At 72.3% G+C, this 26,644-nt stretch carries 29 protein-coding genes; 5 read left to right on the plus strand and 24 right to left on the minus strand.

Going from position 1 to position 26,644, the window contains the following annotated elements; all coding sequences use genetic code 11:
- Nucleotides 1-47: 47 nt before the first annotated feature.
- Nucleotides 48-1,133: a 1-deoxy-D-xylulose-5-phosphate reductoisomerase gene (dxr, locus tag AC3A3L_RS19120; protein ID WP_487641625.1), complete on the minus strand. Its 1,086-nt coding sequence runs from the start codon at nucleotides 1,131-1,133 to the stop codon at nucleotides 48-50.
- A gap of 26 nt (nucleotides 1,134-1,159) precedes the next feature.
- On the opposite strand from dxr, the gene AC3A3L_RS19125 reads away from it, so the two are divergent.
- Together AC3A3L_RS19125 and AC3A3L_RS19130 are read left to right on the plus strand one after the other, a co-directional pair.
- The gene (locus AC3A3L_RS19125) at nucleotides 1,160-2,224 is read left to right on the plus strand and encodes a tetratricopeptide repeat protein (protein WP_487641626.1); all 1,065 of its coding nucleotides are present in this window, start codon (nucleotides 1,160-1,162) and stop codon (nucleotides 2,222-2,224) included.
- A 21-nt stretch (nucleotides 2,225-2,245) separates the two neighbouring features.
- A complete protein-coding gene (locus AC3A3L_RS19130; protein WP_487641627.1) occupies nucleotides 2,246-3,475 on the plus strand; it encodes an AAA family ATPase in 1,230 nt (409 codons plus the stop codon).
- Between the two features lie 3 nt (nucleotides 3,476-3,478).
- On the opposite strand, the gene AC3A3L_RS19135 is transcribed toward AC3A3L_RS19130, so the two are convergent.
- Complete coding sequence (locus tag AC3A3L_RS19135) at nucleotides 3,479-4,087, minus strand: hypothetical protein (RefSeq protein ID WP_487641628.1); 609 nt, start codon at nucleotides 4,085-4,087, stop codon at nucleotides 3,479-3,481.
- Nucleotides 4,087-5,535, minus strand: coding sequence for a M1 family metallopeptidase (locus AC3A3L_RS19140; RefSeq protein WP_487641629.1), 1,449 nt, complete (start codon nucleotides 5,533-5,535; stop codon nucleotides 4,087-4,089). The genes AC3A3L_RS19135 and AC3A3L_RS19140 overlap by 1 nt, the downstream gene beginning before the upstream one ends.
- A 198-nt stretch (nucleotides 5,536-5,733) precedes the next feature.
- Between AC3A3L_RS19140 and AC3A3L_RS19145 the strand changes: the two genes are divergently transcribed.
- Both AC3A3L_RS19145 and AC3A3L_RS19150 read left to right on the plus strand, forming a co-directional pair.
- A complete protein-coding gene (locus AC3A3L_RS19145; RefSeq protein WP_487641630.1) occupies nucleotides 5,734-6,627 on the plus strand; it encodes a serine protein kinase RIO in 894 nt (297 codons plus the stop codon).
- 61 nt (nucleotides 6,628-6,688) lie between these two features.
- Complete coding sequence (locus tag AC3A3L_RS19150) at nucleotides 6,689-7,798, plus strand: LOG family protein (protein WP_487641631.1); 1,110 nt, start codon at nucleotides 6,689-6,691, stop codon at nucleotides 7,796-7,798.
- Here the strand turns inward: AC3A3L_RS19150 and AC3A3L_RS19155 are convergent.
- The 9 genes from AC3A3L_RS19155 to rpsB all read right to left on the minus strand — a co-directional run bounded on the left by AC3A3L_RS19155 (nucleotide 7,761) and on the right by rpsB (nucleotide 15,777).
- On the minus strand, nucleotides 7,761-8,972 hold the full coding sequence (locus AC3A3L_RS19155) for a glycosyltransferase family 4 protein (RefSeq protein WP_487641632.1): 1,212 nt from the start codon (nucleotides 8,970-8,972) through the stop codon (nucleotides 7,761-7,763). The genes AC3A3L_RS19150 and AC3A3L_RS19155 overlap by 38 nt on opposite strands.
- An 87-nt stretch (nucleotides 8,973-9,059) precedes the next feature.
- Nucleotides 9,060-10,193: a dual-specificity RNA methyltransferase RlmN gene (gene rlmN, locus AC3A3L_RS19160; RefSeq protein WP_487641633.1), complete on the minus strand. Its 1,134-nt coding sequence runs from the start codon at nucleotides 10,191-10,193 to the stop codon at nucleotides 9,060-9,062.
- Between the two features lie 59 nt (nucleotides 10,194-10,252).
- Nucleotides 10,253-10,600: a hypothetical protein gene (locus AC3A3L_RS19165; RefSeq protein WP_487641634.1), complete on the minus strand. Its 348-nt coding sequence runs from the start codon at nucleotides 10,598-10,600 to the stop codon at nucleotides 10,253-10,255.
- Between the two features lie 109 nt (nucleotides 10,601-10,709).
- Complete coding sequence (locus AC3A3L_RS19170; protein WP_487641635.1) at nucleotides 10,710-11,489, minus strand: SDR family oxidoreductase; 780 nt, start codon at nucleotides 11,487-11,489, stop codon at nucleotides 10,710-10,712.
- Nucleotides 11,489-12,385, minus strand: a complete 897-nt coding sequence (locus AC3A3L_RS19175; RefSeq protein ID WP_487641636.1) for a phosphatidate cytidylyltransferase — start codon at nucleotides 12,383-12,385, stop codon at nucleotides 11,489-11,491. Before AC3A3L_RS19175 ends, AC3A3L_RS19170 begins: the two co-directional genes overlap by 1 nt.
- 12 nt (nucleotides 12,386-12,397) lie before the next feature.
- The gene (gene frr, locus AC3A3L_RS19180) at nucleotides 12,398-12,952 is read right to left on the minus strand and encodes a ribosome recycling factor (protein WP_487641697.1); all 555 of its coding nucleotides are present in this window, start codon (nucleotides 12,950-12,952) and stop codon (nucleotides 12,398-12,400) included.
- Between the two features lie 64 nt (nucleotides 12,953-13,016).
- Nucleotides 13,017-13,736 carry a UMP kinase gene (pyrH, locus tag AC3A3L_RS19185; protein ID WP_487641637.1) on the minus strand — a complete coding sequence of 240 codons (720 nt, stop codon included), beginning with the start codon at nucleotides 13,734-13,736 and terminating at the stop codon, nucleotides 13,017-13,019.
- 140 nt (nucleotides 13,737-13,876) lie between these two features.
- Nucleotides 13,877-14,689, minus strand: coding sequence for a translation elongation factor Ts (tsf, locus tag AC3A3L_RS19190; protein WP_487641638.1), 813 nt, complete (start codon nucleotides 14,687-14,689; stop codon nucleotides 13,877-13,879).
- Nucleotides 14,690-14,802: 113 nt separating this feature from the next.
- Complete coding sequence (gene rpsB, locus AC3A3L_RS19195) at nucleotides 14,803-15,777, minus strand: 30S ribosomal protein S2 (RefSeq protein WP_487641639.1); 975 nt, start codon at nucleotides 15,775-15,777, stop codon at nucleotides 14,803-14,805.
- A 443-nt stretch (nucleotides 15,778-16,220) separates the two neighbouring features.
- On the opposite strand from rpsB, the gene AC3A3L_RS19200 reads away from it, so the two are divergent.
- Complete coding sequence (locus AC3A3L_RS19200) at nucleotides 16,221-16,796, plus strand: peptidoglycan DD-metalloendopeptidase family protein (protein WP_487641640.1); 576 nt, start codon at nucleotides 16,221-16,223, stop codon at nucleotides 16,794-16,796.
- Between the two features lie 28 nt (nucleotides 16,797-16,824).
- Here the strand turns inward: AC3A3L_RS19200 and AC3A3L_RS19205 are convergent, their stop codons facing one another.
- From AC3A3L_RS19205 to rpsP, 12 genes are all read right to left on the minus strand, one after another.
- Nucleotides 16,825-17,784 (minus strand): tyrosine recombinase XerC, encoded by a 960-nt coding sequence (locus tag AC3A3L_RS19205; protein ID WP_487641641.1) that lies wholly within the window; start codon nucleotides 17,782-17,784, stop codon nucleotides 16,825-16,827.
- Between the two features lie 29 nt (nucleotides 17,785-17,813).
- Complete coding sequence (gene dprA, locus AC3A3L_RS19210) at nucleotides 17,814-18,989, minus strand: DNA-processing protein DprA (protein WP_487641642.1); 1,176 nt, start codon at nucleotides 18,987-18,989, stop codon at nucleotides 17,814-17,816.
- The gene (locus AC3A3L_RS19215) at nucleotides 18,986-20,587 is read right to left on the minus strand and encodes a YifB family Mg chelatase-like AAA ATPase (protein WP_487641643.1); all 1,602 of its coding nucleotides are present in this window, start codon (nucleotides 20,585-20,587) and stop codon (nucleotides 18,986-18,988) included. The genes dprA and AC3A3L_RS19215 overlap by 4 nt, the downstream gene beginning before the upstream one ends.
- On the minus strand, nucleotides 20,587-20,988 hold the full coding sequence (locus AC3A3L_RS19220; protein WP_487641644.1) for a YraN family protein: 402 nt from the start codon (nucleotides 20,986-20,988) through the stop codon (nucleotides 20,587-20,589). The genes AC3A3L_RS19215 and AC3A3L_RS19220 overlap by 1 nt, the downstream gene beginning before the upstream one ends.
- Before the next feature lie 287 nt (nucleotides 20,989-21,275).
- Entirely contained in the window at nucleotides 21,276-21,584 is a 309-nt protein-coding gene (locus tag AC3A3L_RS19225) for a DUF2469 domain-containing protein (protein ID WP_211731276.1), read from the minus strand.
- Complete coding sequence (locus tag AC3A3L_RS19230) at nucleotides 21,581-22,282, minus strand: ribonuclease HII (protein ID WP_487641698.1); 702 nt, start codon at nucleotides 22,280-22,282, stop codon at nucleotides 21,581-21,583. The genes AC3A3L_RS19225 and AC3A3L_RS19230 overlap by 4 nt, the downstream gene beginning before the upstream one ends.
- A 41-nt stretch (nucleotides 22,283-22,323) precedes the next feature.
- The gene (gene lepB, locus AC3A3L_RS19235) at nucleotides 22,324-23,091 is read right to left on the minus strand and encodes a signal peptidase I (RefSeq protein ID WP_487641645.1); all 768 of its coding nucleotides are present in this window, start codon (nucleotides 23,089-23,091) and stop codon (nucleotides 22,324-22,326) included.
- Between the two features lie 147 nt (nucleotides 23,092-23,238).
- Nucleotides 23,239-23,589 carry a 50S ribosomal protein L19 gene (gene rplS, locus AC3A3L_RS19240; protein WP_135840759.1) on the minus strand — a complete coding sequence of 117 codons (351 nt, stop codon included), beginning with the start codon at nucleotides 23,587-23,589 and terminating at the stop codon, nucleotides 23,239-23,241.
- Nucleotides 23,590-23,786: 197 nt separating this feature from the next.
- Nucleotides 23,787-24,965, minus strand: coding sequence for a tRNA (guanosine(37)-N1)-methyltransferase TrmD (trmD, locus tag AC3A3L_RS19245; RefSeq protein ID WP_487641646.1), 1,179 nt, complete (start codon nucleotides 24,963-24,965; stop codon nucleotides 23,787-23,789).
- Nucleotides 24,962-25,540 carry a ribosome maturation factor RimM gene (gene rimM / locus AC3A3L_RS19250; protein ID WP_487641647.1) on the minus strand — a complete coding sequence of 193 codons (579 nt, stop codon included), beginning with the start codon at nucleotides 25,538-25,540 and terminating at the stop codon, nucleotides 24,962-24,964. Before rimM ends, trmD begins: the two co-directional genes overlap by 4 nt.
- A 146-nt stretch (nucleotides 25,541-25,686) precedes the next feature.
- On the minus strand, nucleotides 25,687-25,929 hold the full coding sequence (locus tag AC3A3L_RS19255; RefSeq protein WP_090973096.1) for an RNA-binding protein: 243 nt from the start codon (nucleotides 25,927-25,929) through the stop codon (nucleotides 25,687-25,689).
- 2 nt (nucleotides 25,930-25,931) lie between these two features.
- Complete coding sequence (rpsP, locus tag AC3A3L_RS19260) at nucleotides 25,932-26,462, minus strand: 30S ribosomal protein S16 (protein WP_487641648.1); 531 nt, start codon at nucleotides 26,460-26,462, stop codon at nucleotides 25,932-25,934.
- Nucleotides 26,463-26,644 lie beyond the last annotated feature (182 nt).

The raw sequence follows: 26,644 nt of genomic DNA on the forward strand, positions 1-26,644 counted from the left end.
TGGGGGTCCTTCTCGGGTGGGGCGTCCGGTGGGACGTCAGGGAGGCGTCAGATGAGGGCCGCGGCCTCGGCTCGCGCCCAGGCGTCCGCGGCGAGGACGTCGTCGACGGTGAGGTGCTGCTTCGATGGTACGTCGTGGCGGTCGAGGACGTGAGCCACTGTGGCGACGATGTCGGGGAACCGGAGCCGGCCCTCGTGGAACGCGTCCACGGCGACCTCGTTGGCGGCGTTGTAGACGGCGGGCGCGGTGCCGCCGCGCTCCCCCGCCGCGCGGGCGAGCGTGACGGCGGGGAAGACCTCGTCGTCGAGCGGCTCGAACCGCCAGTCCGCGGCCTTCGTCCAGTCGATCGGCGTCTCGGCGTCGGGGACCCGGTCGGGCCAGCCCAGCCCGAGGGAGATCGGCACGAGCATGGTCGGGAGACCGAGCTGGGCGACCACGGCGCCGTCGACGAACTCGACCATCGAGTGGATCAGCTGCTGCGGGTGGACGACGACGTCGATGCGGTCGAACGGGATGTCGAAGAGCAGGTGCGCCTCGATGACCTCGAGGCCCTTGTTGACCAGCGTCGCGGAGTTGGTCGTGATCACCCGGCCCATCGCGAAGTTGGGGTGCGCGAGCGCCTGGTCGGGCGTGACGTCGGCGAGCTCGTCGGCGGTGCGGCCGCGGAACGGCCCGCCGGACGCCGTGAGGACGAGTCGTCGTACCTCCTCGGCGGAGCCGGCGCGGAGGCTCTGCGCGATGGCGCTGTGCTCGGAGTCGACCGGCACGATCTGACCAGGTCGGGCGCGCTCCTTCACGAGCGGACCGCCGATGATGAGCGACTCCTTGTTGGCCAGGGCCAGCGTGGCCCCGGCGTCGAGGGCCGCGAGCGTGGGGCGGAGGCCGACGGCCCCGGTGATGCCGTTGAGCACGACGTCGCACGGGCGTCCGGCCGCCTCGGTGGACGCCTCCTCCCCCAGCCCGGAGAAGGCCGGCGCGAACTCCGCCACCTGGGCCTCGAACAGCTCGCGGTTGGACCCGCCGGCCGTCAGGCCGACCACGCGGAACCGGTCGGGGTGGGCACGGACGAGGTCGAGGGCCTGGGTGCCGATGGACCCGGTCGAGCCGAGGATCACGATGTCGCGGGCAGTCACCCCCGCAGTTTGTCAGGATGGGCCGCGTGGACATCGGAGGGGCGGACTGGCGCGGGATCGCGCACGCCGAGCAGCTGCTCGACCTGCGCCGCGACGTCGAGGCGGAGCAGCGCTTCCGCGAGGTCCTGACCGGCGACCCCGGGTCGGGTCGCGCCCTCCTCGGCCTGGCCCGCGCCCTCAACCGCCAGGACCGCCACGCCGAGGCCGAGCAGGCCGTGCGCAGCGCGCTCGCCCTCGACCCCGAGGACGCCGGCGCCCACCACGTGCTGGTCGACGTGCTGTGCGACCGCAAGGACGGTCCCGGCGCCGTCACGGCCGCCGAGTCGGGCCTTCGGCTGGCCCCTCACGACTTCACCTCGCACTACCAGTACGCCCGCGCGCTGCTGAGCCTGCGCCGGCCCCGCGTGCGCGACGCCTACGAGGCGGCGCGGCGCGCGGTGGAGGCCGCCCCGCACAGCCCGGACGCCCACAACCTCGTCGGGCTGTGCCTCGACGCGCTCGGCAACCACGAGGGCGCGCAGGCCGCCTTCCGCAACGCGATGGCGCTCGATCCGCAGCACACGCTCGCCCAGAACAACCTCGCGGCGTCCGAGATGGACCGGGGCCGGCTCGGCAGGGCGGCGGGGTTGCTCCGCGGCGCCGTCAGCAGCGACCCCCAGCAGCGGCAGGTGCGCGACAACCTCGACACGGTGCTCCTGCTGCTCGGGCGACGCGTCATGTGGTCGCTGTTCGCAGCCGCCCTGGTGCTCGGCATCCTCCTCGTGACCGGCGCCCCGTGGTGGTCGCGGGCGCTCGCCGGAGCGGCGTACGTCGCCACGGTCGCGGTCCTCGTGCGGGGCGTCCTGCGCGACCTGCCGCGCGGCGTCGGGCGCTGGGGTCGCGGGCTGTTCCGCCGCGTTCAGTGGCAGGGAAAGTACCTCCTCGCGCTCCTCGCTCTGCTCTCGGTCGCCGTGGTCGTGATGGCCTTCGCGCCCTACGCGGTCGCCGCGGGCGCCGGGATCGTCCTGGCGGGTGTCCTCCGGACGGTCGGGATCATCTGCGTCGTCGGGTGGGTGGTCCTGGCGCTGGTCAACCTCGTGCGCGGGCGCTGACGCGCCTCCTAGGGTGGGGCCGTGGACGAGCGCCTGATCGAGAGCCTGACCGCCGCGGTGCGGGCCACCCCCGACGACCTGCCGCTGCGGCTGCACCTCGCCGGCCTGCTCGTCGAGGCCGGCCGTGGCGCCGAGGCGGTCGAGCACGTCGCGACCGCGCTCGCCAAGGACCCGACCTCGGCGCAGGCACGTGAGCTCATGGCGCAGGCGATGGGCTCCCCACCCGCCCAGTCCGCCCAGCCGGGGCCTGCCGACGAGGCCGACACGCCGTCCGCGGAGGAGCCGTCGACCTTCGACTGGCACGCCGCCGAGTCCGACCTCGGTGCACAGGTGGGCCCGATGTTCGTCGACGGCTCGACCGAGGACCCCGGCCCCGCGGCGTACGACGTCGAGTCGGCCGGCGTCCGCCTCGCCGACGTCGGCGGGCTCACCGAGGTCAAGAAGCGGCTGGAGGCCAGCTTCCTGGCCCCGCTGCGCAACCCCGAGCTGCGGGCGCTCTACGGCAAGTCGCTGCGCGGCGGCCTGCTGCTCTACGGGCCGCCCGGGTGCGGGAAGACCTTCCTCGCCAAGGCCGTCGCCGGCGAGCTGGGGGCGTCCTTCCTGCACGTGTCGCTCGCGGACGTGCTCGACATGTACATCGGCCAGAGCGAGCGCAACGTCAAGGAGCTCTTCGAGGTCGCCCGCAGCTCCGCCCCCTGCGTGCTGTTCCTCGACGAGCTCGACGCCATCGGCGGCAAGCGCTCCCTCAACCGCAGCTCCGGTGCGCGGACGACGGTCAACCAGCTGCTCACCGAGCTCGACGGGGTCGGGTCGGACAACGAGGGCGTCTTCGTGCTGGCCGCGACCAACCACCCGTGGGACGTCGACCCCGCGCTGCGCCGCCCCGGCCGGCTCGACCGCACGCTGCTCGTGCTGCCGCCCGACCGCGACGCCCGCGAGGCGATCCTCCGCACCCACCTGCGCGACCGGCCGGTCGAGCGCATCGACACCCGGCGCCTGGCGAAGGCGACCGAGGGCTTCAGCGGCGCCGACCTCGCCCACCTGTGCGAGTCGGCCTCGGAGAACGCCCTCATGGAGTCCGTCGGCTCCGGGCAGGTGCGGATGATCGGCATGCCCGACTTCGACCGGGCCCTGTCGGAGATCCGCCCCTCGATCGGTCCCTGGGTGGAGACCGCCCGCAACGTCGCGCTCTACGCCAACGCCTCCGGGGAGTACGACGACCTCGCGAAGTGGCTGCGCAAGCGCCGCTGAGCGCTAGCCCTGCGGCGCGTCGAACGACCAGAAGCTCAGTCCACCGACCTCGGTGAGCGTGGCCCCGGCGGGCACCGGCACCTTCGGGTCGTCCGACGCGCCGAGGGCGGCGAGGACCGTGAGGGTGTCGGACGCGTGCCGGGAGAGGACCGCGTCGCCGGGCACGTCGGCGCAGCCGGCCGGGTCGGTGCGTCCGGCCCGCATCGCCACGTCCCACGGGACGTCCTCGCCGTCGACGGTGAAGGCGACGCCGTCTCCCGTGCCGCGTACCACGACCGTGCCGGTGGCGCCCGGGGAGTCGTCGTACTGCACGACGGCACCGACCCGGGCGGCGGCCAGCACGGCGACGACGACGGTCTCGTGCGGCACGTCTCCGAGGGCGACCTGGTCACCGACACCGACCCCGAAGGCCCGCAGGACCCCGGCGCACGCCGCCACCTCGGTCAGCAGCCAGGCGAATGTGCGTCCGGAGCCGCCGACGTGCGCCGCGACGTCGTCCGCGCGGCCCCTGACGACGTGGATGTCGAGCGCGTTGTAGCAGGCGTTGAGGGTGCCCGGGTCACCGTCGGCCGGCGCCCGGAACCACGTCACGCCCGTCGTGGCGCCAGCCATCAGCCGAGCCCGTTGGCGGCGGTGGCAGCGGGCTTGGCGGGTGTGCGGAGCCACGTGTCGAAGAACGGGCCGAGGTCCTGACCGCTCACCCGGGTGGCGGTCTCCTGGAACTCGGCCGTGGACCCGTTGCCGCCGCGCTGCTCGTGGAGCCAGGTGCGCACGACCCGCCAGAAGACGTCGTCGCCGACCCGGTTGCGCAGGGCCTGCAGCGCCATCGCGCCGCGGCCGTAGACCGCCCCGTCGAACACCCTGTCCGCGCCGGGGTCGGCGACCGGGACCTTCCAGAAGCCGGAGGATGCGTCGACGTTGGCGTAGTAGCTGCGGAACACGTCGTCGGCGGAGCGGTGGCCGTGGGACTCGGCCCAGCGCCACTCCATGAAGGTGGCGAAGCCCTCGTTGAGCCAGATGTCTGCCCAGCGCTCCACCGCGATGTCGTCGCCGAACCACTGGTGGGCGAGCTCGTGGACGACGAGGCTGGTGGCGCTGCCGCCGACCGCCGGGTAGGTGGGCCGGGTCTGGTTCTCCAGCGCGAAGCCCGGGTCGAGGCCGGTGGTGAGGCCGCCGACGACCGAGAACGGGTAGTCGCCGAGGTCCTTCTCGAGGCCCGCGACGACCTTCGGCGTCTTCTTCATCAGTCGCATGCTCGACGCCTGCTCGCGCTCGCCGAGGCGCTCGGAGACCGCGACGAGCCAGGGCAGGCCGTGGTGCTTGCCCTTCTCGATGGCGAAGTCCCCGGCGGCGAAGAACGCGAGGTAGGGCACCATCGGCTCGTCGGCGCGCCAGTGCCACTTCGTCGAGTGCTTGCCGACCTCACGGCCGCGCAGCTTGCCGTTGGAGATGACCTCGCGACCGTTGGGGACCCGGACCTTGACGTCGACGACGGCCTTGTCGAGCGGGTGGTCGTTGCTGGGGAACCACCACGGCGCCATGTGCGGCTCGTTCATCGCGACGACCTCGTCCTTGCTGGCCAGCCAGTTGCCCTCGCCCGCGTAGGAGTGCCGCGCCGGGTGGTCGGCGTACGCCACCTCGACGGCGTGCCTGGTGCCGGCCGCGAGCGCGCGGGCGGGGGTGATCCGCAGCTCGTGACCCCCGTCGGTCTTGGCGAAGCGTGCCTTCTCGCCGTCGACGGTCACCCGCGAGACGTCGAGGAGGAAGTCGAGGGAGAAGCTCGCGAGGTCCTGGGTGGCGGTCAGCTCGATCGTCGTGCGACCGCTCAGCCGCTTGGTCGCCAGCGCGTAGCGGTTGGAGATCTTGTACGTCGCCACGTCGATGCCGCCGTTGCCGTCGAGCGGCCAGTAGGGGTCGCCGATCCCGGGCGCCCCGTCGACGGCCGCGGCCGACGCCTGCGCGGACACCGTGGCGGCACCGGCCCCGACAGCCAGCCCGGCGGCCAGCGCCGTCACGAGGGCAGCGGACAGGACGGGGCGGCGGAGCGGGCGCGTCGTCATCGTCCGAACCTAGCGCGCTTAATTGCGTTGCGGTGCCGAGCCGGGCACGCAACCATGGGAGCGGCGCGCCACGTGCGCGCGCCCCACCTGCGTGCTGACCGCACGCCGGTGCCCGTGAAGACGAGAGGAGCCGTGACATGTCCATCGCTGTCCTCGGCCTGCCCGCCGACCACCTCTCGCACCCACGGAGCACCTACCTTGACTCACCGCATCCCGGAGGACTTCTTCCGGCCTGACGACCGTTCGCCCCTCGAGGGCATCGACGAGTCGTTCGTCTTCACCTACGACACCTACGCCGACGAGCTCGGCGAGGGTCAACGCTGGTCCCGCTGGCAGGACCTCGAAGCCCTCATGAAGGGCCCCGAACCGCGTCCCGACTGGGTCGTGACCTCCAGCGGTGCCATCGACACCGAGCTCGGCGTCCTCAAGACCGGCAAGGAGGCCGACGTCTTCCTGCTCGAGCGCGAGGACCCGCACCGTCCCGACGAGGCGGTCGTGATGGCCGCCAAGCGCTACCGCGACACCGACCACCGCACCTTCCACCGTGCCGCGTCCTACACGGAGGGCCGCTCGATGAAGAGGTCCCGCGACAACCGCGCCCTCAAGCGGAAGTCCACCTGGGGCAAGCGGGTCGCGGCCGGTGAGTGGGCCGTCTCGGAGTGGAGCGCGCTGTGCCGGTGCTGGCAGCTCGGCCTGCCGGTCCCCTACCCGGTGCAGATCGACGAGACCGAGATCCTCATGGAGTGGATCACGGTGACCGTCGACGGTGACACCGAGACCGCCCCGCGGGTCGCCCAGGTGCGTCCGGAGCGGTCGGTGGTCGAGGGCTACTACGACCAGCTTCGCGAGGCGCTGACCACGCTCGTCCAGGCGGGGCTGGTGCACGGTGACCTCTCGCCCTACAACACGCTCGCCGCGGACGACCGGCTCGTCATCATCGACCTGCCGCAGATGGTGGACCTCGTCGGCAACCCGCGCGGCATGGACTTCCTGCTGCGCGACTGCGCCAACATGTGCGCCTGGTTCCGCTCGCGCGGGCTGGAGGTCGACGAGCAGGAGCTCTTCGGTGAGCTGATGGCGCACGCGTTCTGAGCCAGGCCCTGGGCCTCGAGTCTCCCAGCGACTCGAGGCCCAGGGCCCTAGGTTGGCGACCGTGAAGCACTCCCACGGACGCGTCATCGACGTCACGACCCTCCGCGACCTCGACCGCAGGCTCGCTGCCGGTGCCCGCTCCCTCGCGGGGTGGCGCGTGGTCGGGGTCGACCTGACCGGCCGCGGCCCCGAGCTGCTCGAGCGGTCGCTCGGGCAGTCGCTGTTCCTCGGGTGCGACTTCGCTGACGGCGAGGACGACGCCGTACGCCGTGCCGGGGCCGTCGTGCTGCCGGAGATCCCCGGCATCCCCGTCGACACCTACCGGTCCACGCTCTACTCCCCCGCCGACCTCTACGACACGCCTCGCTACGAGGACACCCTCGACGCGCGGGCCTACGCGTGGTCGCGGCTGGAGGACAGTCCGGAGGACACCCTCGCGATGGCGCTGCACGACCACCACGTCGACGACGCCCTGGCGGCATGGGTGGCCGGACGCGACCTGGTCGGCGTGATGGGTGGGCACGCGCTGGAGCGCGGCAGCCCGGCGTACGACGCGGCCGCCCGCCTCGGGCACGCGCTCGGCGACCACCTGACGGTGGCCACGGGCGGCGGCCCCGGCGCGATGGAGGCGGCCAACCTCGGGGCGTTCCTGCCCGACGGCCTCGACGACGCACTGGCGCGCCTCACGGCTGTCCCGTCGTTCCAGCCCGACGTGGGCGCGTGGGCGCGCGTCGCCCTCGACGTCGTCGACTCGACCGGCGGCGGCCGTGAGTCCCTCGGCATCCCGACCTGGCACTACGGCCACGAGCCGCCCAACGTGTTCGCCACGGCCATCGCCAAGTTCTTCGCCAACGCGACCAGGGAGGCCCTGCTGCTCGAGGTCTGCACCGCCGGGATCGTCTTTCTCCCGGGCGCGGGCGGCACCGTGCAGGAGATCTTCCAGGACGCCTGCGAGAACTACTACGCCGGCCGGAGCGCCGTGGCGCCGATGGTGCTGCTCGGGCGGCGCTACTGGACCGAGGAGCTGCCGGTGTGGCCGCTGCTGCAGGCGCTGGCCGCCGGGCGGGTGATGGAGCCGCACGTCCACCTCGTCGACACCGTCGAGGAGGCGGTGGCGGTCGTGCGGGGGACCCTCAGCCGGCGCGCCGACCCGGGACGGGCGCACGGCTGACGTCCCGGTAGTGGTCCACCAGCAGGTCGTTGACCGCCTGCCACGTCCGCCCCTGCACGCTCTGGCGGGCGGCCAGCGCCATCCGGCGGCGCAGCACCGGCTGCGCCACCAGCCGCTCGACGTGGGCGACCAGCGCGGCGGCGTCGCCGGGCTCGTAGAGGTAGCCCGCGACCGTGTCGTCGACGACGTCGATCGGCCCGCCCGACCGGGGCGCCACCACCGGCACCCCGCTCGCCAACGCCTCCTGCGCCGACTGGCAGTACGTCTCGTGGCGCCCGGTGTGCACGAAGACGTCGAGCGTGGCATGGGCGCGCGCGACCTCCTCACCGTGCAGGACGCCGAGGAACGCCGCGCCCGGCAGCAGGGCCCTCAGGCGCGCCTCCTCCGGCCCGCCCCCGACGAGCACGAGGCGCACGCCCGGGATCCGGTCGACGTGGGCCAGCAGCTCGAGCTCCTTCTCCGCGGCGAGGCGGCCGACGTACCCCACCAGGACCTGGCCCTCCGGCGCGAGCTCGGCGTGGAGCGCGGCGTCGCGGCGCCCGGGTGCGAACAGGACCTGGTCCACGCCCCGCGGCCACCGGGCGACGGCGTCCACCCCGAGCCCGGCGAGCTGCGCGATGCTCGCGGTGGACGGTGCCAGCGTGAGGTCGACGCCCAGGTGGATCCGGCGGGTCAGCGCCTCCATCGCCCGCGCGGCTCCGGGGACGCCGTACTGCTCGGCGAACCCGACCAGGTCGGTCTGGTAGATCGCGACCGTCGGGATGCCGAGCGACCGCGCGGCCCGCGCCGCCTGCAGTCCGAGCGCGGCGGGCGAGGCGATGTGCACGACGTCCGGGCGGAAGCGCGCCATGGTGGCGCGCAGCCGACGCCGGCTCTCGAGGCCGATGCGGAAGTCGGCGTAGACGGGCAGGCTGGCGCCGCGTGCGCGAGTCACCGGGAACCCGGCGTACGTCGCCGGGCCGGTCGGTGCGACCAGCGCGGCCTCGTGCCCCTCGGCCGCGAGGTGCTCGAGCACCCGGCGCACCGAGTTGGTGACGCCGTTGACCTGGGGCAGGAACGACTCGCTGACGACCAGGACGCGGAGCCGCCCGGCGCGGGCGGGCGCCTGGTCGGGCGCGAGGGGGACGACGGCCGGGACGGTGCGGCTGCGACGCCGCCTCTCGAGCAGGTCCATGCCCCGGACGCTAGGAACGAGTCCGCAACGCACGACCCGTCGCGGACGGACGACACGTGAACGGACCGCGACGTCTCGGCGGCGGCGCTACTCCTTGGCGGCGAGCTGGCCGCAGGCGCCGTCGATCTCCCGACCGCGCGTGTCACGCACGGTCGTCGGGATTCCCTTCGCCTCGAGCCGGCGGACGAACTCCCGCTCGTCTGCCGGGTCGGACGCCGTCCACTTCGAGCCCTCGATCGGGTTCAGCGGGATCAGGTTGACGTGCACCCACCCCCAGTCGCCGTAGGAGTTGAGGACGTCGCCGAGCAGGTCGGCCCGGTGGGCCTGGTCGTTGATGCCGCGCATCATGGCGTACTCGATGGAGACGCGGCGCTTGGTCTTCGCGGCGTAGTTCCAGGCCGCCTCGACGGTCTCGGCGACCGAGAAGCGGGTGTTGATCGGCACCAGCTCGTTGCGGAGCTCGTCGTCGGGGGCGTGCAGGCTCAGCGCGAGCGTGACCGGGATGCCCTCGTCTGCGAGCTGGTTGATCCGCGGGACCAGGCCCACCGTGGACACGGTGACGCCGCGGGCGCTCATCCCGAGCCCGGCGGGAGACGGGTCGGTGAGGCGTCGTACGGCGCCGACGACCGCCTTGTAGTTGGCCAGCGGCTCGCCCATGCCCATGAACACCACGTTGGACACGCGGCCCGGTCCCCCGGGCACCTCACCGCGGGCGAGCGAGCGGGCGCCGGCGACGACCTGCTCGACGATCTCGGCGGTCGACATGTTGCGCTGCAGGCCGCCCATCCCGGTGGCGCAGAACGGGCACGCCATGCCGCACCCGGCCTGGCTGGAGACGCACATCGTGGCGCGGTCGGGGTAGCGCATCAGCACCGACTCGACCAGCGCGCCGTCGAAGAGCTTCCACAGCGTCTTGCGGGTGGTGCCCTTGTCGGCCTCCATGGTGCGCAGCGGCGTCATGAGGTCGGGCAGCAGCGCGGAGACGAGGTCGTCGCGCTGGCCGGCCGGCAGGTCCGTCATCTCGGCCGGGTCGTCGACGAGGCGGGTGAAGTAGTGGGTGCTGAGCTGCTTGGCACGGAAACCCGGCAGGCCCATCTCCTCGAGGAGCGCCTTGCGACCGGCCTCGTCGAGGTCGGCGAGGTGTGCGGGTGGCTTCTTGCGCCCCCGGGGCTCCTTCAGCACGAGGGGCAGGGTCTTGATGGGCTCAACGGTCTCGGACATCGCTCACGATTGTCCCATCCCCGGCGCCGCCCGGCCATTCAGCGGCCCGAGCCAGACCGTCAGGCGTCGACCATGAAGTAGAGCACCAGAGACGCGACGCCCAGGACGACCAGGATCGTGACGATCATCCCGACGAACATGAACTGCGCGAACCGACGTGTCTTGCGCATGACGAGCATCGTGATCGGGAGCACGAGCGCGATCAGCACGAGCGGGAACAGCTTCTCCGCGGTCTCGTAGCTGAACAGCAGCCGCAGGACGCCGACGAAGGCGCCCGGGAGGGCCGTGACGAACAGCATCCCGGCGAAGAAGCCGGTGATGCCGGCGAACGTCGGGTGGCTGTGGTGCCACCACTCGAAGTGCCGGTCCTGCGACACCTCATCGGCCTGCTGCTCCTGCGTCTCCACCCCACCAGCGTAGGCGCTCGGCCGCCGGGCGATGCACAGGGCGCGCGGTGGCAGGGAGGTCCGTCCGGGCGGCAGGCGCGGGCGGGAGCGCCATGCGAGCGCCCCGGGCTCAGGCCAGGAACTCCCTCGCCCCACGCAGCCGGGTCGTGAGCAGCATCCCTGCGCGCGTGGAGTCGAGTCGTACGTCAATGGGGCCGGGATCGGCGAGGCCGGACCGGCGGCCAGCGCGCAGGCGGTCGGGGTCGAGGCCGTCGCGCCGTGCGATGAGCGTGCCGAGCTCGTACCGGCTCATGCCGTCGGCGCCGGCCACGTGCAGGATGCCCTGCACGTCTCCCTCCGCGAGCTCGACCAGCGCGCGGGCGAGGTCCTCCACGTGGACCGGGCAGCGGCGCTCGTCCTCGAAGAGACCTCCGTCGGCGCCGGCGGCGAGTCGTCGTACGAGCTCCTCGTGCTGCGAGGCGCCGTCACCGAGGATGAGCGAGGTGCGCGCCACGACCGCGTCGTCGCAGGTCCGGAGGACCGCGCGCTCGGCGGACACCTTGGCCCTGCCGTAGGCGGACACGGGGTCCGGTACCGCGGTCTCGTCGTAGGGCTGGTCGGAGCCGCCGAAGACGACGTCGGAGGAGACCAGGACCAGCCGAGCCCCGACACGCGCAGAGGCCTCGGCCACGTGGGCAGCGCCGGTCCCCGTGACCTCGTCGTCGGACTGGACGTAGGCGGTGTGGACGACACCGTCGGGGCGGTGCCGCTCGAGGAGGGCGAGCACGGCCGCGCGGTCTCGCACGTCCGCGTCCGCCGAGCCGACGGCGACGACGTCGTGCTCCGGGGCCGCGGCGACCACGTGCCGCCCGAGGTAGCCGGTGCGGCCGCCCGTGACGAGCAGCCGCATCAGAACACCAGGTAGTAGAGGACCAGCCAGATCGGGGCGACGGTGGCCAGCAGCGAGTCGAGCCGGTCCATCAGCCCGCCGTGGCCGGGGATGACCTGGCTCATGTCCTTGATGCCGAGGTCGCGCTTCATGACCGACTCGCAGAGGTCGCCCAGCGTGGCCATCACCGCGGCGATCACCCCGAGCAGGACGCCGACCCACCAGTCCCCGCCGAGGAACGACGTCACCAGCCACACACCGACCGCGATCGTGGCGACCATCGAGCCGGCGAATCCCTCCCAGGACTTCTTGGGCGAGATGACGCGCGCCATCGGGTGCTTGCCGAAGAGGACGCCGGCGACGTAGCCGCCGGTGTCGGAGGCCACGGTGATGGCGATGAAGGTGATGACGCCACGCACGCCCGGGTCGTCGAGGTCGAGGCCGAACGCGGGCGCGGTCCCGCCCTCGCCGAGCAGCAGCGCCACGAAGGACGCCAGGAACGGCACGTAGACGAGCGTGAACACCGACGCGGTCGCGTTCTTGACGTAGCCGTCGACCCCGCGTCGCAGCAGCCACAGCATGATGACGAGCGCGGTGACCGCGGTCGCGGTGACCAGGGCCGGCGCTCCCCAGACGTAGGCCACGACGACCATCACGACACCGCCGAGCATCAAGGGCTGCTCGGGGATGTCGACGCCCTTGGCCGACAGGCCCTGGTGCAGCTCCCAGACCGCGACGACGACGGCGATCGCCACGATGCCCATGAACGCGGGCTTCCAGAACAGGAGCGACAGCAGGATCGCCGCGACCAGGACGACGGCCGACATGACGGCGGCCCGCAGGTCGCGACCGGCGCGACCGTGGTCCTTGGGCGCCGGTTGCGGGGCCGGCGCCGCCGGAGGGTCAGGTGTGGTCATCGACGGGGCGGCTCAGACCTCGAGCAGCTCGGCTTCCTTGTGCTTGAGCAGCTCGTCGATCTTGTCGGTGTGGGTCTTGGTGACCGCGTCGAGGCGCTTCTCGGCGCCCGTGACGTCGTCCTTGCCGACCTCGCCGTCCTTCTCGAGCTTCTCGAGGGCCTGCTTGGCGGTGCGGCGCACGTTGCGCACCGACACCCGGCCGTCCTCGGCCTTCGCCTTGGCGAGCTTGATGTACTCCTTGCGGCGCTCCTCGGTCAGCTCCGGGAACACGCAGCGAAGCACCTTGCCGTCGTTGGCCGGGTTGACCCCGAGGTCCGAGTCGCGGATGGCCCGCTCGATGTTGCCCATCGCGCCGATGTCGAAAGGCTGGATCAAGATGGTGCGGGCGTCCTGCGAGGTGAAGCTGGCGAGCTGCTGCAGCGGGGTCTGGGTGCCGTAGTAGTCGGCCGTGATCTTGGCGAACATCGCCGGGTTGGCCCGGCCGGCCCGGATGGCGGCGAACTCCTCGCGCGTCGCCTCGACGGACTTGCCCATCTTGGCGTCGGCATCGTTCATGACGTCGTTGATCACGGTTGCTCTCTCTCCTCGTACGTCGTGGTGCTGGGGGCCGCAGGCAGGTGCGGCGGCCCGGTCAGGCCGTGCTGCTCACCAGCGTGCCAATCTTCTCACCCCGCACGGCGCGCCCGATCGTGCCCGGCGTGGAGAGGTTGAAGAAGACGATGTCCATCCGGTTGTCGCGGGCCATGGCGATGCCGGTCGCGTCGGCGACCTTGAGGTCGCGCGCGAGGTACTCGTCGTAGCTCAGCTGGTCGAACTTCACCGCGGCGGGGTTGGTCTTGGGGTCGGAGTCGTAGACCCCGTCGACGCCCTGCTTGCCCATCAGGATCACCTCGCAGCGCGTCTCCAGCGCACGCTGGGCGGCCACGGTGTCGGTGGAGAAGAACGGCATGCCGGCGCCGGCGCCGAAGATCACGACGCGACCCTTCTCCATGTGGCGGATCGCCCGGCGCGGGATGTAGGGCTCGGCGACCTGGCCCATGGTGATGGCCGTCTGCACGCGCGTCTCGACGCCGTGCTTCTCGATGAGGTCCTGGAGCGCGAGGCAGTTCATGACCGTGCCGAGCATGCCCATGTAGTCGGCGCGGGCGCGCTCCATGCCGCGCTGCTGGAGCTCGGCGCCACGGAAGAAGTTGCCGCCTCCCACGACGATCGCGATCTGGACGCCCGACTTGGCCACCTCGGCCACCTCGCCCGCCAAGGCGTTGATGACGTCGAGGTCCAACCCCACCTCACCTCCGCCGAACACTTCACCGGAGAGCTTGAGCAGGACTCGCTTGTAGGCCACGTGCATCCCTTCACAGCCAAACTGGGTGGGTCATCCGAAACCTACCGGCCCGTGGGGCCGGCGGTCGAACCGGAGCCCGACGACGCGACGAGGGGCCGTACGCCGGACGGCGTACGACCCCTCGTCGGCGATCGGTGAGGCGTGGCTCAGGCGCCGACCTCGAAGCGGGCGAACCGCTTCACGGTGGTGCCGGCCGCGTCCAGGACGGCCTTGACCGACTTCTTGGACTCGGTGACCGACTCCTGCTCGAGCAGGACGATCTCCTTGAAGAAGCCACCGAGGCGACCCTCGACGATCTTGGCGATCGCCTGCTCGGGCTTGCCCTCCTCGCGGGTCTTCTGCTCGGCGATGGAGCGCTCGGACTCCACGACGTCGGCCGGGACCTCGTCGCGGGTGAGGTACTGGGCCTTCATCGCGGCGATCTGCATCGCGGCGGCGCGGGCGGCAGCCTCGTCACCCTCGAACTCCACCAGCACGCCGACGGCGGGCGGGAGGTCTGCGGCACGCTTGTGCATGTAGGTGACGGTGTTGCCGTCGAAGTAGGCGACGTCGCCCAGCTCGATCTTCTCGCCGATCGTGATGGCCAGGTCCTCGACGACCTCGCCGACGGTCTTGCCGTCGAGCTCGGCGGCCTTGAGCGCCTCGGTGTCGGCGGCCTTGACGGAGTCGGCGACGTCGGCGATCTGCTGCGCCTTGGCGATGAACTCCTCGTTCTTCGCGACGAAGTCGGTCTCGCTCTTGAGCTCGACCAGGGCGTTGCCGGAGGTGGCGACGAGGCCGGCGGCGGTCTCGCGCTCGGCACCGCGGGCGGCGGCCTTGGCGGCGCCCTTGACGCGGAGCAGCTCGACGGCCTTGTCGAAGTCGCCGTCCGTCTCGGTCAGCGCCTTCTTGCAGTCCATCATCCCGGCCTGGGTCAGCTCACGGAGCTTCTTGACGTCGGCGGCGGTGAAGTTGGCCATGGTCCTTCTTCCTTTGGTCCAGGGGGTTCGCGGGCCGGATCGGGGCGGCCCTGCGGTGGGCGGGACGACACGGGCGCCGGCCGCGGACGTGAGCCCGCGGCCGGCACACCGGATCAGTCCTTCTTGTCGGCCTCGGCCTCGGCGGGCGCCTCGGTGGCGGCCTCGGTCTCGGCGACCTCGGTCTCGGCGGGGGCCTCGGTCGCGGCCTCGGCGGCGGCGTCGGCCTGCGGGGCCTCGGACGCGGCACCGGTCGCCTCGGACGCCGGGGTCTCGGCAGCGGCGTCGCCGGTGGCGGCCGTGGCGGCCTTCTCGGCGTCACCCTCGAGGAGCTCGCGCTCCCACTCGGCGAGGGGCTCCTCGGCACCGACGGTCTCGTCGGCGTCGCCGGCCTTCGCACCGGAGCGGGCGATGAGGCCCTCGGCCACGGCGTCCGCGACCACGCGGGTCAGCAGGCCGACCGCACGGATGGCGTCGTCGTTGCCCGGGATCGGGAAGTCCACCAGGTCGGGGTCGCAGTTGGAGTCGAGGATGCCGATGATCGGGATCCGCAGCTTGCGCGCCTCCTCGACGGCCAGGTGCTCCTTGTTGGTGTCGACGATCCACACCGCGGAGGGGACCTTGGACATCTCGCGGATGCCGCCGAGGGTCTTGTCGAGCTTGTCGCGCTCCCGCTTCATCTGCAGGAGCTCCTTCTTGGTGCGACCGGAGCCGGCGACGTTGTCGAAGTCGACCTCGTCGAGCTCCTTGAGGCGGTTGATCCGCTGGTGCACGGTCTGGAAGTTGGTGAGCATGCCGCCCAGCCAGCGCTGGTTGACGTAGGGCATCCCGACGCGCGTCGCCTGCTCGGCGATGGCCTCCTGGGCCTGCTTCTTGGTGCCGACGAACATGATGACCCCGCCCTTGGCGACGGTCTCCTTGACGAAGGCGTACGAGCGGTCGATGTAGGACAGCGACTGCTGCAGGTCGATGATGTAGATGCCGTTGCGCTCGGTCATGATGAAGCGCTTCATCTTGGGGTTCCAGCGACGGGTCTGGTGCCCGAAGTGGACGCCGCTCTCGAGCAGCTGGCGCATGGTGACGACTGCCATGGGTTCTCCTGTGGTGACGGAGGCGCTCACCGATGCGCCCGACCTTGTGGCAGGTCGGACCGGGGAGCGGACTCCTGTTGTTTTCAGTTGCTGCGCCCGGCGGGAGCCGGGTGCCCTGACGCTCACACGCCGGTCCGATCCGCGCCCACTCCGATGGACCTGGAGCTGGCGGGAACTGAGGACCGACGCCCGCGGGTGGTCCGGGATCGAGGAGCATCCCGGGCACGGTCGGCGAGCGTGCGAAGTCAGTCCGGGTGGACTGCTCCGCACATCGTAGGCCAGAGGCTCCCCGCGAGGCGAATCTCAGCCACCCCTCCCCTGAGCGTGGGCCGAGCGTGGATCGGGTGGCCACCAGACGTCCACAACGGGGGTGTCCGGCCGCCCGTCCACAGCCGACGTCGGCGACGCTCGTCCGAGGTCCCCGACCGGGCGAGGATCGCCCGATGCGAGCCGTCCTCGGAGCCGTCCTCCTGCTGTTGCTCACGGGCGTCGCGGCGCCGGCGCACGCGCGTCCCCACGACCCCGTGGGCGTGTGGCCGCTGGACCCTCGACCCGACGTCGTGCGCCACTTCGAGCCACCACCCAACCCCTACGCCGCCGGGCACCGCGGCGTCGACCTGGCCGGGTCCCCCGGCCAGGCGGTGCGCGCAGCGCTGGCCGGGACGGTCGGCTTCGCCGGCTCGATCGGCGGCAAGCCCGTCGTCACCGTGCTGCACGGCGGTCGTCGTACGACCTATGAGCCGGTCGTGGCGTCCGTGGAGGCCGGCCAGGCCGTGGCCGCCGGTGACGTCCTGGGGCGCCTCGTGGTCACCGACAGCCACTGCTTCCCCGCTGCCTGCCTCCACTGGGGCCTCGTCGAGGGAGAGGGTGACGCCAGGACCTACCTCGACCCGCTCTCACTCGTCGGCGGCGGTCCGGTGCGGCTGCTGCCCCTGTGGCGCGACGAACCGGTCACGGTCCGGCTGCCGTGGAGCCCGCCCCTCTCGCGTTGGCGCCGCCCGGTCGAGTGGGTCGCCTGACGACGCTCCCCCGCTGGCGCGTCTTCGTTCAGGCGCGGGGGTGGGCCTGCTGGTACGCCCGTCGCAGCCGGTCGGTCGTGACGTGGGTGTAGAGCTGGGTGGTGGCCAGCGAGGCGTGGCCGAGGAGCTCCTGGACCGACCTGAGGTCGGCCCCGCCCTCGAGCAGGTGGGTGGCGGCGGTGTGGCGCAGGCCATGCGGCCCGATGTCGGGCGCACCGGGTACGTCGGCGATGCGGCGGTGCACCAGCTGACGGACCGCCCGCTGGTCGATGCGCCGCCCCCGCACCCCGAGGAAGAGCGCAGGCCCGGATCCCTCCACGCGCAGGCGTGGTCGACCGGTGCTGAGCCAGCGGTCGATCGCCCGGCCCGCGGGCGTGCCGTAGGGCACCGAACGCTCCTTGCGGCCCTTGCCGAAGACACGCACGACCCGGCGCTCGTCGTCGACGTCGTCGATGTCGAGGCCGACGAGCTCACCGACGCGGATACCCGTGGCGTAGAGCAGCTCGAGCATCGCCACGTCGCGCAGCCCGACCGGGGTGCCGTCGTCGGCGAGGTCGGCGGCCGACCGGATCAGCGCCTCGGCCTCGTCCGCCCGCAGCACGGGTGGGAGGGTCTTGTGCTTCTTGGGCGAACCGAGCGCAGCACCCGGGTCGGTCGGCAGCCGACCGGTCCGGTGCAGCCACGCGGTGAACACCCGCGCAGCCGTGGCGCGTCGCGCGATCGTCGTACGGCTGCGACCGGTCGTCTGCAGCCGGGCCAGCCAGCTGCGGAGCGTGCGCAGGTCGAGGTCTGCCACGTCCGTGGCTCCGAGGCGCTGGCAGTGGTCGAGCAGCCCGGCGATGTCGCCGAGGTAGGCACGCACCGTGTGCGGGGCCAGGTCGCGCTCGGAGACGAGGTGGCGCTCGTAGTCGCCGAGGAGGCGGACGAAAGGCTCGGGCAGGCCCTCTCCCTCGTCCCCCTCGTCCACGGACACGTCCGGCTCGCTCACCCTCGAGAGCCTAGGCGCGCCGAGGGCGCTCACGTGTCAGGCGCGAGCCGCCACCCCTCATCGGTGAGCCGGACGAACCGCTTGGACCTCAGCCGGCGCAGCGCGCCCTCCGTGGTGCGGAGCGAGAGCCCGCAGAGGCGCGAGATCGACTCGACCCCCGCCGACTCGCTGACCGGCACCCACTCCACGACGGTCCGCTCCGTCGGGGTCAGCTCGTCACGCGGTCGACCCTCGCCTCGCGGCGGCTCGAGCAGGTGCTCCCCCGCCGCGCCGATCAGCTCGAGCACCTCCGCGCCGTGGGTGACGACGGTGCCGCGGCCCTCGCGGAGGAAGTTGTTGACGCCCCGGGACGTGTAGCTGGTGACCGGACCGGGCACGCACATCACGTGGCGGTTCAGGCTCTCGGCCCACCCGGCCGTGTTGAGGGCGCCGCTGCGCAGGGCCGCCTCGACCACCACGGTGCCGCTGGTCATGGCGGCGATCAGCCGGTTGCGGGCCAGGAACCGCGGCCGCGTCGGCGCCGACCCGGGCGGCTGCTCGGACACGACGGCGTACTGGGCGGCGAGGTGCTGGAGCAGGGGTCGGTTGTGGGCGGGATAGACCCGGTCCGCACCGCACGCCAGGACGGCGGCCGTCACACCGTCGGCGGACAACGCGGCGTCGTGCGCCTCGAAGTCGATGCCCAGCGCCCCGCCCGAGACCACGGGCACCCCCGCGAACGACAGGTGCTCGCAGAGCGCTCGGGTCATCTCCACGCCGTAGACCGAGGCCGCCCGGGAGCCGACCACGGCGACCGAGGTGGCGAGCTCGGTGAGCGGCATCGGGCCCTTCACCCACAGGCCCGGGGGCGTGCCTCCGAATCCCTCCAGGGTGATGGCGTCGTCGAGCTGGTCGAGGCCGGTGGGCCACTCGGCGTCGCCGGGGACGAGGAAGCGGATGCCGCACCGCGCGGCCTGGTCGAGCTGGCGGACCGCGTCGACCTCGGCCAGCCGCTGCGCGAGCATCTCCCCGGCCTCGCCCTCCCCCGCTGACCGCGCCTTCTCGAGCGCGCGCTCAGCGCCCAGCTGGCGCACGAGCGACGACGTCGTGCCGTCGCCGGGCTCCACCGCGCAGCTCAGCGTCACCCGGGCGAGGCGCTCGGCCTCGGACACCTCGCCCGCCGGCCCCGCGACGGGCGGCACCGACCGCAGGTGTGCGCCGCTCACGACGCCACCCGGACGACCCACGCCGGCAGCGAGCGCGCGGGATCGTCGGACCGGAGCGCCAACGCGATCTCGGCCTCGCGCTCGCCCGGCCTGGTCACTCCCGCGCAGTCGGCCACCGTCCAGGCCAGGCGCTGCACGCGCGTCAGCCCGCGGCGGGTGAGCCTGCCCTCGGACAGCTCCTTGTCGACGAGACGCTGGCCGGCGGGCTCCAGGGGCCACCCCTCAGCCAGGGCCGGGCCGGGGCACGACGCGTTGAGGAGCCAGGCGCAGTCGCGGTAGCGGCGCGCCTGGCGCAGCCTGGCCTCGACCACCCGAGCCCGCACGTCGGCGGACGACTCCGGCTCCGGGCGGAACGACGAGCCCGTCCGCCTGCCCTGGGGTCGCACCTCCATCCAGATGTCGACCCGGTCGAGGATCGGACCCGTGAGCTTGCGACGGTAGTGGGAACGCTGCACCTCGCTGCACTCGCAGGTGCCACCGGAGAGCCCGTGGAAGTTGCCGCACGGACACGGGTTGGCCGCGAGCACCACCAGCGAGCGGGCCGGATAGGTGGCCGACTCCTCACCCCGGGCGATCGTCACCTCCCCTGACTCGAGCGGCTGTCGCATCGCCTCGACGACGTCGGAGCGGAAGTGCGGGAACTCGTCGAGGAAGAGCACACCGTGGTGCGCGAGGCTGACCTGGCCCGGCCGCACCCTGCCGGTGCCGCCTCCCAGGACGCTCGCGGCGGTGGCCGAGTGGTGCGGGGCGAACCACGGGGGACGGCGCACCAGCCCGCTCCCCTCCGGGAGGACGCCGGCGACCGAGTGGAGCGCCGTCACCTCGAGGGCCTGCTCGGTCGTCAGGTCGGGCAGGATCGTCGGGATGCGCTCGGCGATCGACGTCTTGCCCGTCCCGCGGGGGCCGATGAGCATCGTGGGGTGACCACCCGCGGCGGCGACCTCGACCGCGTAGCGGACGTCGTCGAGACCGTCGAGGTCGCTGAGGTCGAGGTCGGCCAGACGGTCCTCCCCGCGCCACGTCGCCAGCGGGCTGGACGACGGACCCACGACCGGGTCGGCCTCGGGCACCTCGGCGCCGCGCAGCACCGCGGACACCTGCGCCAGCGACCGGACGCCGAACACCGTCATCCCCGGCACCAGCCCGGCCTCGCCGGCCTGCGGCTCCGGCACGAAGACGCGGGTGATGCCGTGGGCGGCAGCGGCGATCACCATGGGCAGGACCCCCGGCACCGGGCGCAGGGCACCGGCGACGGACAGCTCGCCGATGAACGCCCAACCTTCGAGCAGGTCGGGCGTCAGGTCCTCGTGCTTCTTGTCAGCGGCCATGACCGCCATCGCGATCGCGAGGTCGTAGTGGGTGCCGCTCTTGGGGAGGTCGGCAGGCGCCAGCAGGATCGTGACCCGCTTGGTCGCCGGCCAGCGCCCGCAGTCGTTGTTGATCGCCATCCGCACCCGGTCGCGGGCCTCGGACAGCGTCTTGTCCACGCGGCCGACGATGGTGGTGTTGACCAGGCCCGGGGAGACGTCGACCTGGACGTCGATGACGTGGCCGTCAGCACCCTTGAGCGCCAGCGAGCGAGCCGTCGCGAAGGCCATCAGCCGACCCCCTCCACGTGCTCGACCTCGACCGGTCGACCGCGAGGTGCCAGGACGCCCACCAGGTCGATGCGGACGTCGTCGGGGTGGCAGTCGTGCGCGAGCAGCCACCGCGCCCCGAGGCGGCGCAGCCGGTCTGCCTTGCGCCGGTCGATGGCCTCGAGCGGCTCACCGAAGTCGGTCGTCGTGCGGGTCTTGACCTCACAGATCACCAGGGTGTTCCCGTCGCGCAGCACCAGGTCGATCTCGCCGGCGTCGCACCGCCAGTTGCGGTCGAGCAGGACCAGTCCGAGCCGGCAGAGGTGGCGCACCGCGATCGTCTCGCCGCGCTCCCCCAGCCGGCGACGGTGCTCGGCCGCGGGATCGAGGGCGAACGGGGAAGCGGCAGCTCGTCGGGCCATGGTGGGCGCCTTCCGGTGGGCAGGTTCGGGAGGAACCAGCACACCGCGCGGCACCGACGGCGTACGTCGGCGCGGCACCGAGCCTGTGGAGGACGCCCGGATCGGCGGGGTTGTGGACGATCCGTGGTCAGGTCCGTGCCAGCACCGTCGACGCGCGCCGGCGTACGCACGGCTGTCCGGACCCGGACTTGTCGGCCTGTCCTGTCACTTGGAGGCCTTTGCAAAGGCCTCCAGGAGTCGGAGTCCCCGCTCGAGCGGGGAATTCGACAGCGGCAACGGGCGCCGGCTCAGTCCTTGGGCGGGTCGATGTCCTGCGGCGCGAGCTCCTCGACGTTGACGTCCTTGAACGTCAGCACCTTGACGTTCTTCGCGAACCGCGCGGGCCGGTACATGTCCCAGACCCAGGCGTCGCTCATGGAGACCTCGAAGAAGACGTCACCGCTCTCCGAGCGGGCCTTCACGTCGACCTGGTTGCAGAGGTAGAAGCGACGGTCGGTCTCCACGACGTACTTGAAGATGCCCACGACGTCGCGGTACTCGCGATAGAGGGTGAGCTCCATCTCGGTCTCGTACTTCTCGAGATCCTCGGCGCTCATCCGTCCTCCTCCGTGGTGCTGTCCGTCCCTGCGCCGAGACTAGCCACCTCCTGCCCGGCGACCGGCTCGAGACCCGCCGCGCGACGCACGTTGACGAACCGCATCCGGTGCGCCGGGCACGGTCCGTGCTGCGCCAGGGCCGCCTCGTGCTCGGCGGTGATGTAGCCCTTGTGCGTGCGGAAGTCGTAGGCGGGCCACTCGTCGTGCATGCCCACCATCAGCCGGTCCCGGGTCACCTTCGCGACGACCGAGGCGGCGGCGATGCAGGCGGCGACCCGGTCGCCCTTCCAGACGGCGAGGCCGGGGACACCGAGGCCGTCGACGGGGAACCCGTCGGTGAGGACGTACGACGGCCGCGTCCCGAGGCGGGCCACCGCGCGCCGCAGCGCCTCGACGTTGGCGACGTGCATGCCCAGCCGGTCGCACTCTTCGTTGTCGATGACCACGACCGACCACGCCAGCGCGCGGCGCACGACCTGGGCGTAGACCCGTTCGCGCGCGGCCTCGGTGAGGAGCTTGCTGTCGGCCAGCCCCGGGACGATGCCCGCCTTGCCCGGCGGGAGGATCACGGCGCCCGCGACCAGGGGTCCGGCACACGCGCCCCGACCTGCCTCGTCGACGCCGGCGATCGGCTCGAGACCGGCCCGGCGCAGGGCGCGCTCGTAGCCGTAGATCCCGGCGTCGCGACGCACGGTCACGCCTCCGGGGAGGGGCTGGGGCGGCAGCTCGGTGGACACGGTCACGAGGACGGGGCCGGCACGTCCTCGAACGTCTCCGGACGGGTGTTCCAGCGGAAGCGGTCGGCGGGCCACAGCAGCACGAAGACCTTGCCGACGACCAGGTCGACAGGGACGAACTCGTCACCCGGGACGCACTCGGTCTCGTCGGACTGGCACATCTTCTGCGAGCTGTCGGCCGAGCGCGAGCGGTTGTCGCCCATCACGAAGATGTGGCCGCCGGGGATCGGACCCACGGACCACTTCTCGTCGCAGGCGCCGTTGGTGGGCATGGGGCCGTTGCAGCTCGCGCCGCCGCGCTTGACGTAGTCGGACTCGTCGAGCGGGTGACCGTTGACGAGGAGGCGCCCCTGGTCGTCGCAGCACTCGATGGTGTCCCCGGCAACGCCGATCACGCGCTTCACCAGGTGACCGCCGGTCGGGTAGAGGCCGATCTTGGCCATCACCTTGGCGACGGGGTTGGTGGGGCCGGCGGAGTCGATCGGCGGCAACCAGCCGCCCGGGTCCTTGAAGACCACGACGTCACCGCGCTCGGGCTCGCCGTCGCCCCAGTAGGAGACCTTCTGGATGAGGATCCGGTCGTTGAGGATCAGCCCCGGCTCCATCGACTCCGAAGGGATGTAGAAGGCCTGCACGAAGAACGTCTTGATGACGATCGCGAGCACCAGCGCCACCCCGAGCAGGAGGATCGTCTCCTGCCACAGGGGCAGCTGCTTGCGCTTGCTCCGGCGGGACTTCTGCCCCGCCTCGTTCTCCGTGCGACCACTCATCGCGTCATCCTCCGACTGCTCTCCCAGACGCGACGACCGCGGTTCCTCACCCGCTGAGAGGGATGAGGAACCGCGGCCATCTGAAGTCACCCGCAGAGACTAACCAGTCCCTGGTCGAACCCACGCCTCACGGCGCGGTGGGACGGATCACGCCTCGCGGCGCTCCTTGATCTTGGCGGCCTTGCCGCGCAGGTTGCGCAGGTAGTAGAGCTTGGCGCGACGCACGTCACCGCGGGTCACGACCTCGATCTTCTCGAAGATCGGGGAGTTGACCGGGAAGGTGCGCTCGACGCCGACGCCGAAGGAGACCTTGCGGACGGTGAAGGTGCGGCCGATGCCCGAGCCGTGGACGCGGATCACGACGCCCTGGAAGACCTGGACACGCGAGCGGCTGCCCTCGATGACCTTGACGTGGACCTTGACGGTGTCGCCGGCGCGGAAGTCCGGGACGTCGTCACGCTTGATGGCAGTGCCGAGGTCGGCGATGACGTTGGTCATGATGTTGCTCCTCGCGAGTGCCACAGGTCAGCCGCGGTGGTGGTGGTGATGGACTTGGCTGGTGCTCGGTGCGGCCGGCCGGTGCGCCCCCTGTGGCAGGTGCGGTGCGGCGGGACCCCGGCGCTGTGCATCGACTGATGCATCCGGGCGACCCTGGCCTCGAGCAGACCAAGGGTGAAGTCTGCCAGAGCGTCCCGTCAGCGTGAAATCCGACGTCGGGCCTGCTTGGTCATCACGACCGCCCCGGGCGGGGCCTTGCGGTCGGGACGCAGCCGGAACCCCGCCTTCTTGTACATCCGCTGGTTGTCCAGCGACCCGGCGCCGGTGAACAGGACGTAGGTCGTGACGTCAGCGGGGGCCAGGTCCTCGACCAGCTCCAGGAGGGCCCGGCCGAGGCCTCGGCCCTGCAGGTCGGGCGCCACCATGATCCGGCCGATGTCCCACTCGCCGTGCCGGTCGAGCCGTCCGCGGACGGCTCCCACGAGGCGGCCCGACGACGGTTCGCGCGCCACCCGCACCGTCCACTCCCCCAGCCCTCGGCGTACGTCGTCGAGCGACTCGCGCAGCGCCGGGATGTCCACCCCCGGGTTGGCCTCCAGCTCCTGCAGCCAGCAGGCGCGCTGCAGCGTGTAGAGCTCGCCCGCCTCGGCGGGCACGGCAGGGCGTACGTCGAGGTCGTCGAGCGCGCCCACGACCCCGGTCGCCGGCAGCAGGTCGGGACGGCGTGCGGCCGTACGACGCTCGGCCTGCTCGCGACGCCACGCGGCGATCCTCCCGTGGTCGCCCGAGAGCAGCACGTCGGGGACGTCGCGCCCGTTCCACGACGCCGGCTTGGTGTAGACGGGGTACTCCAGCAGGCCGTCGGCGTGCGACTCCTCGACCAGCGACTCGGCGTTGCCCATGAACCCGGGCAGCAACCGGACGACTGCCTCGGTGATCGCCAGCGCGGCCACCTCACCGCCGTTGAGGACGTAGTCGCCCAGCGACACCTCCCGCACCGTGCCGAGCGTGGCGGCGTGCTCGATGACCCGCTGGTCGATGCCCTCGTAGCGCCCGCAGGCGAAGACGAGGTGCTCCTGCTCGCTCAGGTCGTGGGCGAGCGCCTGCGTGAAGGGCTCACCGCTGGGCGTGGTGAAGACGATCGTGGCTCCCCGGGCCACCGCCTCGAGCGCCTGGCCCCACGGCTCCGGCTTCATGACCATCCCGGCGCCGCCGCCGTAGGGGGTGTCGTCGACCGTGCGGTGCCGGTCGCTCGTCCACCGGCGCAGGTCGTGGACCTCGATGTCGAGCAGCCCCTTGTCGCGCGCCTTGCCGGGCAGGCTCAGCCCCAGGGGCGTGAGGTAGTCGGGGAAGATCGTGACGACGTCGATCCTCACGACCGCGCCTCGTCGTTGTCGTCGGGGAACGGCGACACCAGTCCCGGCCGGTCGGCGACCACGATGCGACCGGCCGCGAGGTCGACCTCGGGCACGAGCGCGGACACGAACGGCACGAGGGCGTCGCGCCCGTCGGGGGTGCGGACGGTCAGCAGGTCCTGCGCCGAGCCGTGGACGAGGGCCTTGACCGTGCCGAGCGGGACGCCGTCGAGGTCCACCACGTCGAGGCCGACGAGCTGGTGGTCGTAGAACTCCTCGGGGTCCTCCGGCGTCTCGTCGTGGGCGATCGTGGCGTGCAGGACGGTGCCTCGCGCCGCCTCGGCGGCGTTGCGGTCGGCGAGCTCCTCGAAGGTGACCAGAAGCGTGCTCTGGTGCCAGCGGGCACGGGCCACGGTGAGGCTGGAAGGACGCCGGTCGGCGCCGGCGGGCGCCTCCGCGCGCAGCGTCGTGCCGGGAGCGAAGCGCCGCTCGGGCTCGTCGGTGCGTACGTCGAGGGTGACCTCGCCGCGGATGCCGTGGGGCTTGCCGATCCGGCCGACCACGACCTCGATGCCAGCCCGTTCCTGATCGCTCACCGGGTGAGGTTATCGCCGCCGGAAATGCGCGACGGGCGCCACCCCGGTGGGGTGACGCCCGTCGACGAGCCGTGCTGGGCTCAGCGGCGCCGGCCGGTGTCGACGCTGAGTCCGATGCTTCGTGGACACCGCGCAGGTGCCGACTCCTACCGTCGCCGGTCGGTGTCCACGAAGTCGACCCGGGCACCGCCGCGGCCGGCGAGGGCCGAGACGACGGTGCGGAAGGCGGTCGCGGTGCGGCCGTTGCGTCCGATCACCTTGCCGAGGTCGTCGGGGTGGACCCGGACCTCGAGGATCGAGCCGCGACGCAGCTGCTTGTCGCGGACCGTGACGTCGTCGGGGTGGTCGACGATGCCGCGCACCAGGTGCTCGAGTGCCTCGGCGAGCACGATCAGGCCTGCTTGTCCGCGTCGACGCCGGAGGTGTTCTTGCCCGCGTCCTCGGCCGTGACGTTCTCGAGGTCGGCGTTGGCGTCCGCGGCGCCCTCGGGCGTCTCGGAGGCGGGGACCTCGGCGGCCGGCTCGTCGGCCTTCTTCTCGGCCTTCTTCTTGGTGGTGGTCGCGGAGCCCTTCGACTCGGCGGACACCTCCTTGAGGGCCTCGTTGAAGATGTCGAGCTTGGAGCGCTTCGGCTCCTTGACCTTCAGGGTGCCCTCGGCGCCCGGCAGGCCCTTGAACTTCTGCCAGTCACCGGTGACCTTGAGGATCGCCTCGACGGCCTCGGAGGGCTGGGCGCCCACGCCGAGCCAGTACTGCGCCCGGTCGGAGACGACGTCGATGTAGGACGGGTCCTCCTTCGGGTGGTACTTGCCGATCTCCTCGAGGACCTTGCCGTCGCGCTTCTTGCGCGAGTCGACGACGACGATGCGGTACTGCGGCACCCGGATCTTGCCCAGGCGCTTCAAGCGAATCTTGACGGCCACGTTTGTGGTGTCTCCTCAGAAATTGTCGTGGGTGAGGGACCGTTCCCAGGTGGGGCCACCGGTGCTGGTCCTTCGAAGGGCACTGCGTCGCTCGGATGAGAGGGTCCGGGCGCGCAGGACACGAGGGAAGATTCTGCCAGACCGTGGCCGCGCGCCACCAATCCGCCTCGTCCACCAGCTCT

Source organism: Nocardioides sp. Soil_C_8 (genome assembly GCF_057656315.1).

Excerpts from the sequence above, each read along its gene's own strand:
- AC3A3L_RS19135 (WP_487641628.1), bottom strand. The coding sequence starts at position 4,087 with ATGGCTGGCGCCACGACGGGCGTGACGTGGTTCCGGGCGCCGGCCGAC.
- AC3A3L_RS19140 (WP_487641629.1), bottom strand. The coding sequence starts at position 5,535 with ATGACGACGCGCCCGCTCCGCCGCCCCGTCCTGTCCGCTGCCCTCGTG.
- AC3A3L_RS19155 (WP_487641632.1), bottom strand. The coding sequence starts at position 8,972 with ATGGACCTGCTCGAGAGGCGGCGTCGCAGCCGCACCGTCCCGGCCGTC.
- rlmN (WP_487641633.1), bottom strand. The coding sequence starts at position 10,193 with ATGTCCGAGACCGTTGAGCCCATCAAGACCCTGCCCCTCGTGCTGAAG.
- AC3A3L_RS19170 (WP_487641635.1), bottom strand. The coding sequence starts at position 11,489 with ATGCGGCTGCTCGTCACGGGCGGCCGCACCGGCTACCTCGGGCGGCAC.
- AC3A3L_RS19175 (WP_487641636.1), bottom strand. The coding sequence starts at position 12,385 with ATGACCACACCTGACCCTCCGGCGGCGCCGGCCCCGCAACCGGCGCCC.
- pyrH (WP_487641637.1), bottom strand. The coding sequence starts at position 13,736 with ATGCACGTGGCCTACAAGCGAGTCCTGCTCAAGCTCTCCGGTGAAGTG.
- tsf (WP_487641638.1), bottom strand. The coding sequence starts at position 14,689 with ATGGCCAACTTCACCGCCGCCGACGTCAAGAAGCTCCGTGAGCTGACC.
- rpsB (WP_487641639.1), bottom strand. The coding sequence starts at position 15,777 with ATGGCAGTCGTCACCATGCGCCAGCTGCTCGAGAGCGGCGTCCACTTC.
- AC3A3L_RS19200 (WP_487641640.1), top strand. The coding sequence starts at position 16,221 with ATGCGAGCCGTCCTCGGAGCCGTCCTCCTGCTGTTGCTCACGGGCGTC.
- AC3A3L_RS19215 (WP_487641643.1), bottom strand. The coding sequence starts at position 20,587 with ATGGCCTTCGCGACGGCTCGCTCGCTGGCGCTCAAGGGTGCTGACGGC.
- AC3A3L_RS19220 (WP_487641644.1), bottom strand. The coding sequence starts at position 20,988 with ATGGCCCGACGAGCTGCCGCTTCCCCGTTCGCCCTCGATCCCGCGGCC.
- AC3A3L_RS19225 (WP_211731276.1), bottom strand. The coding sequence starts at position 21,584 with ATGAGCGCCGAGGATCTCGAGAAGTACGAGACCGAGATGGAGCTCACC.
- lepB (WP_487641645.1), bottom strand. The coding sequence starts at position 23,091 with ATGAGTGGTCGCACGGAGAACGAGGCGGGGCAGAAGTCCCGCCGGAGC.
- rplS (WP_135840759.1), bottom strand. The coding sequence starts at position 23,589 with ATGACCAACGTCATCGCCGACCTCGGCACTGCCATCAAGCGTGACGAC.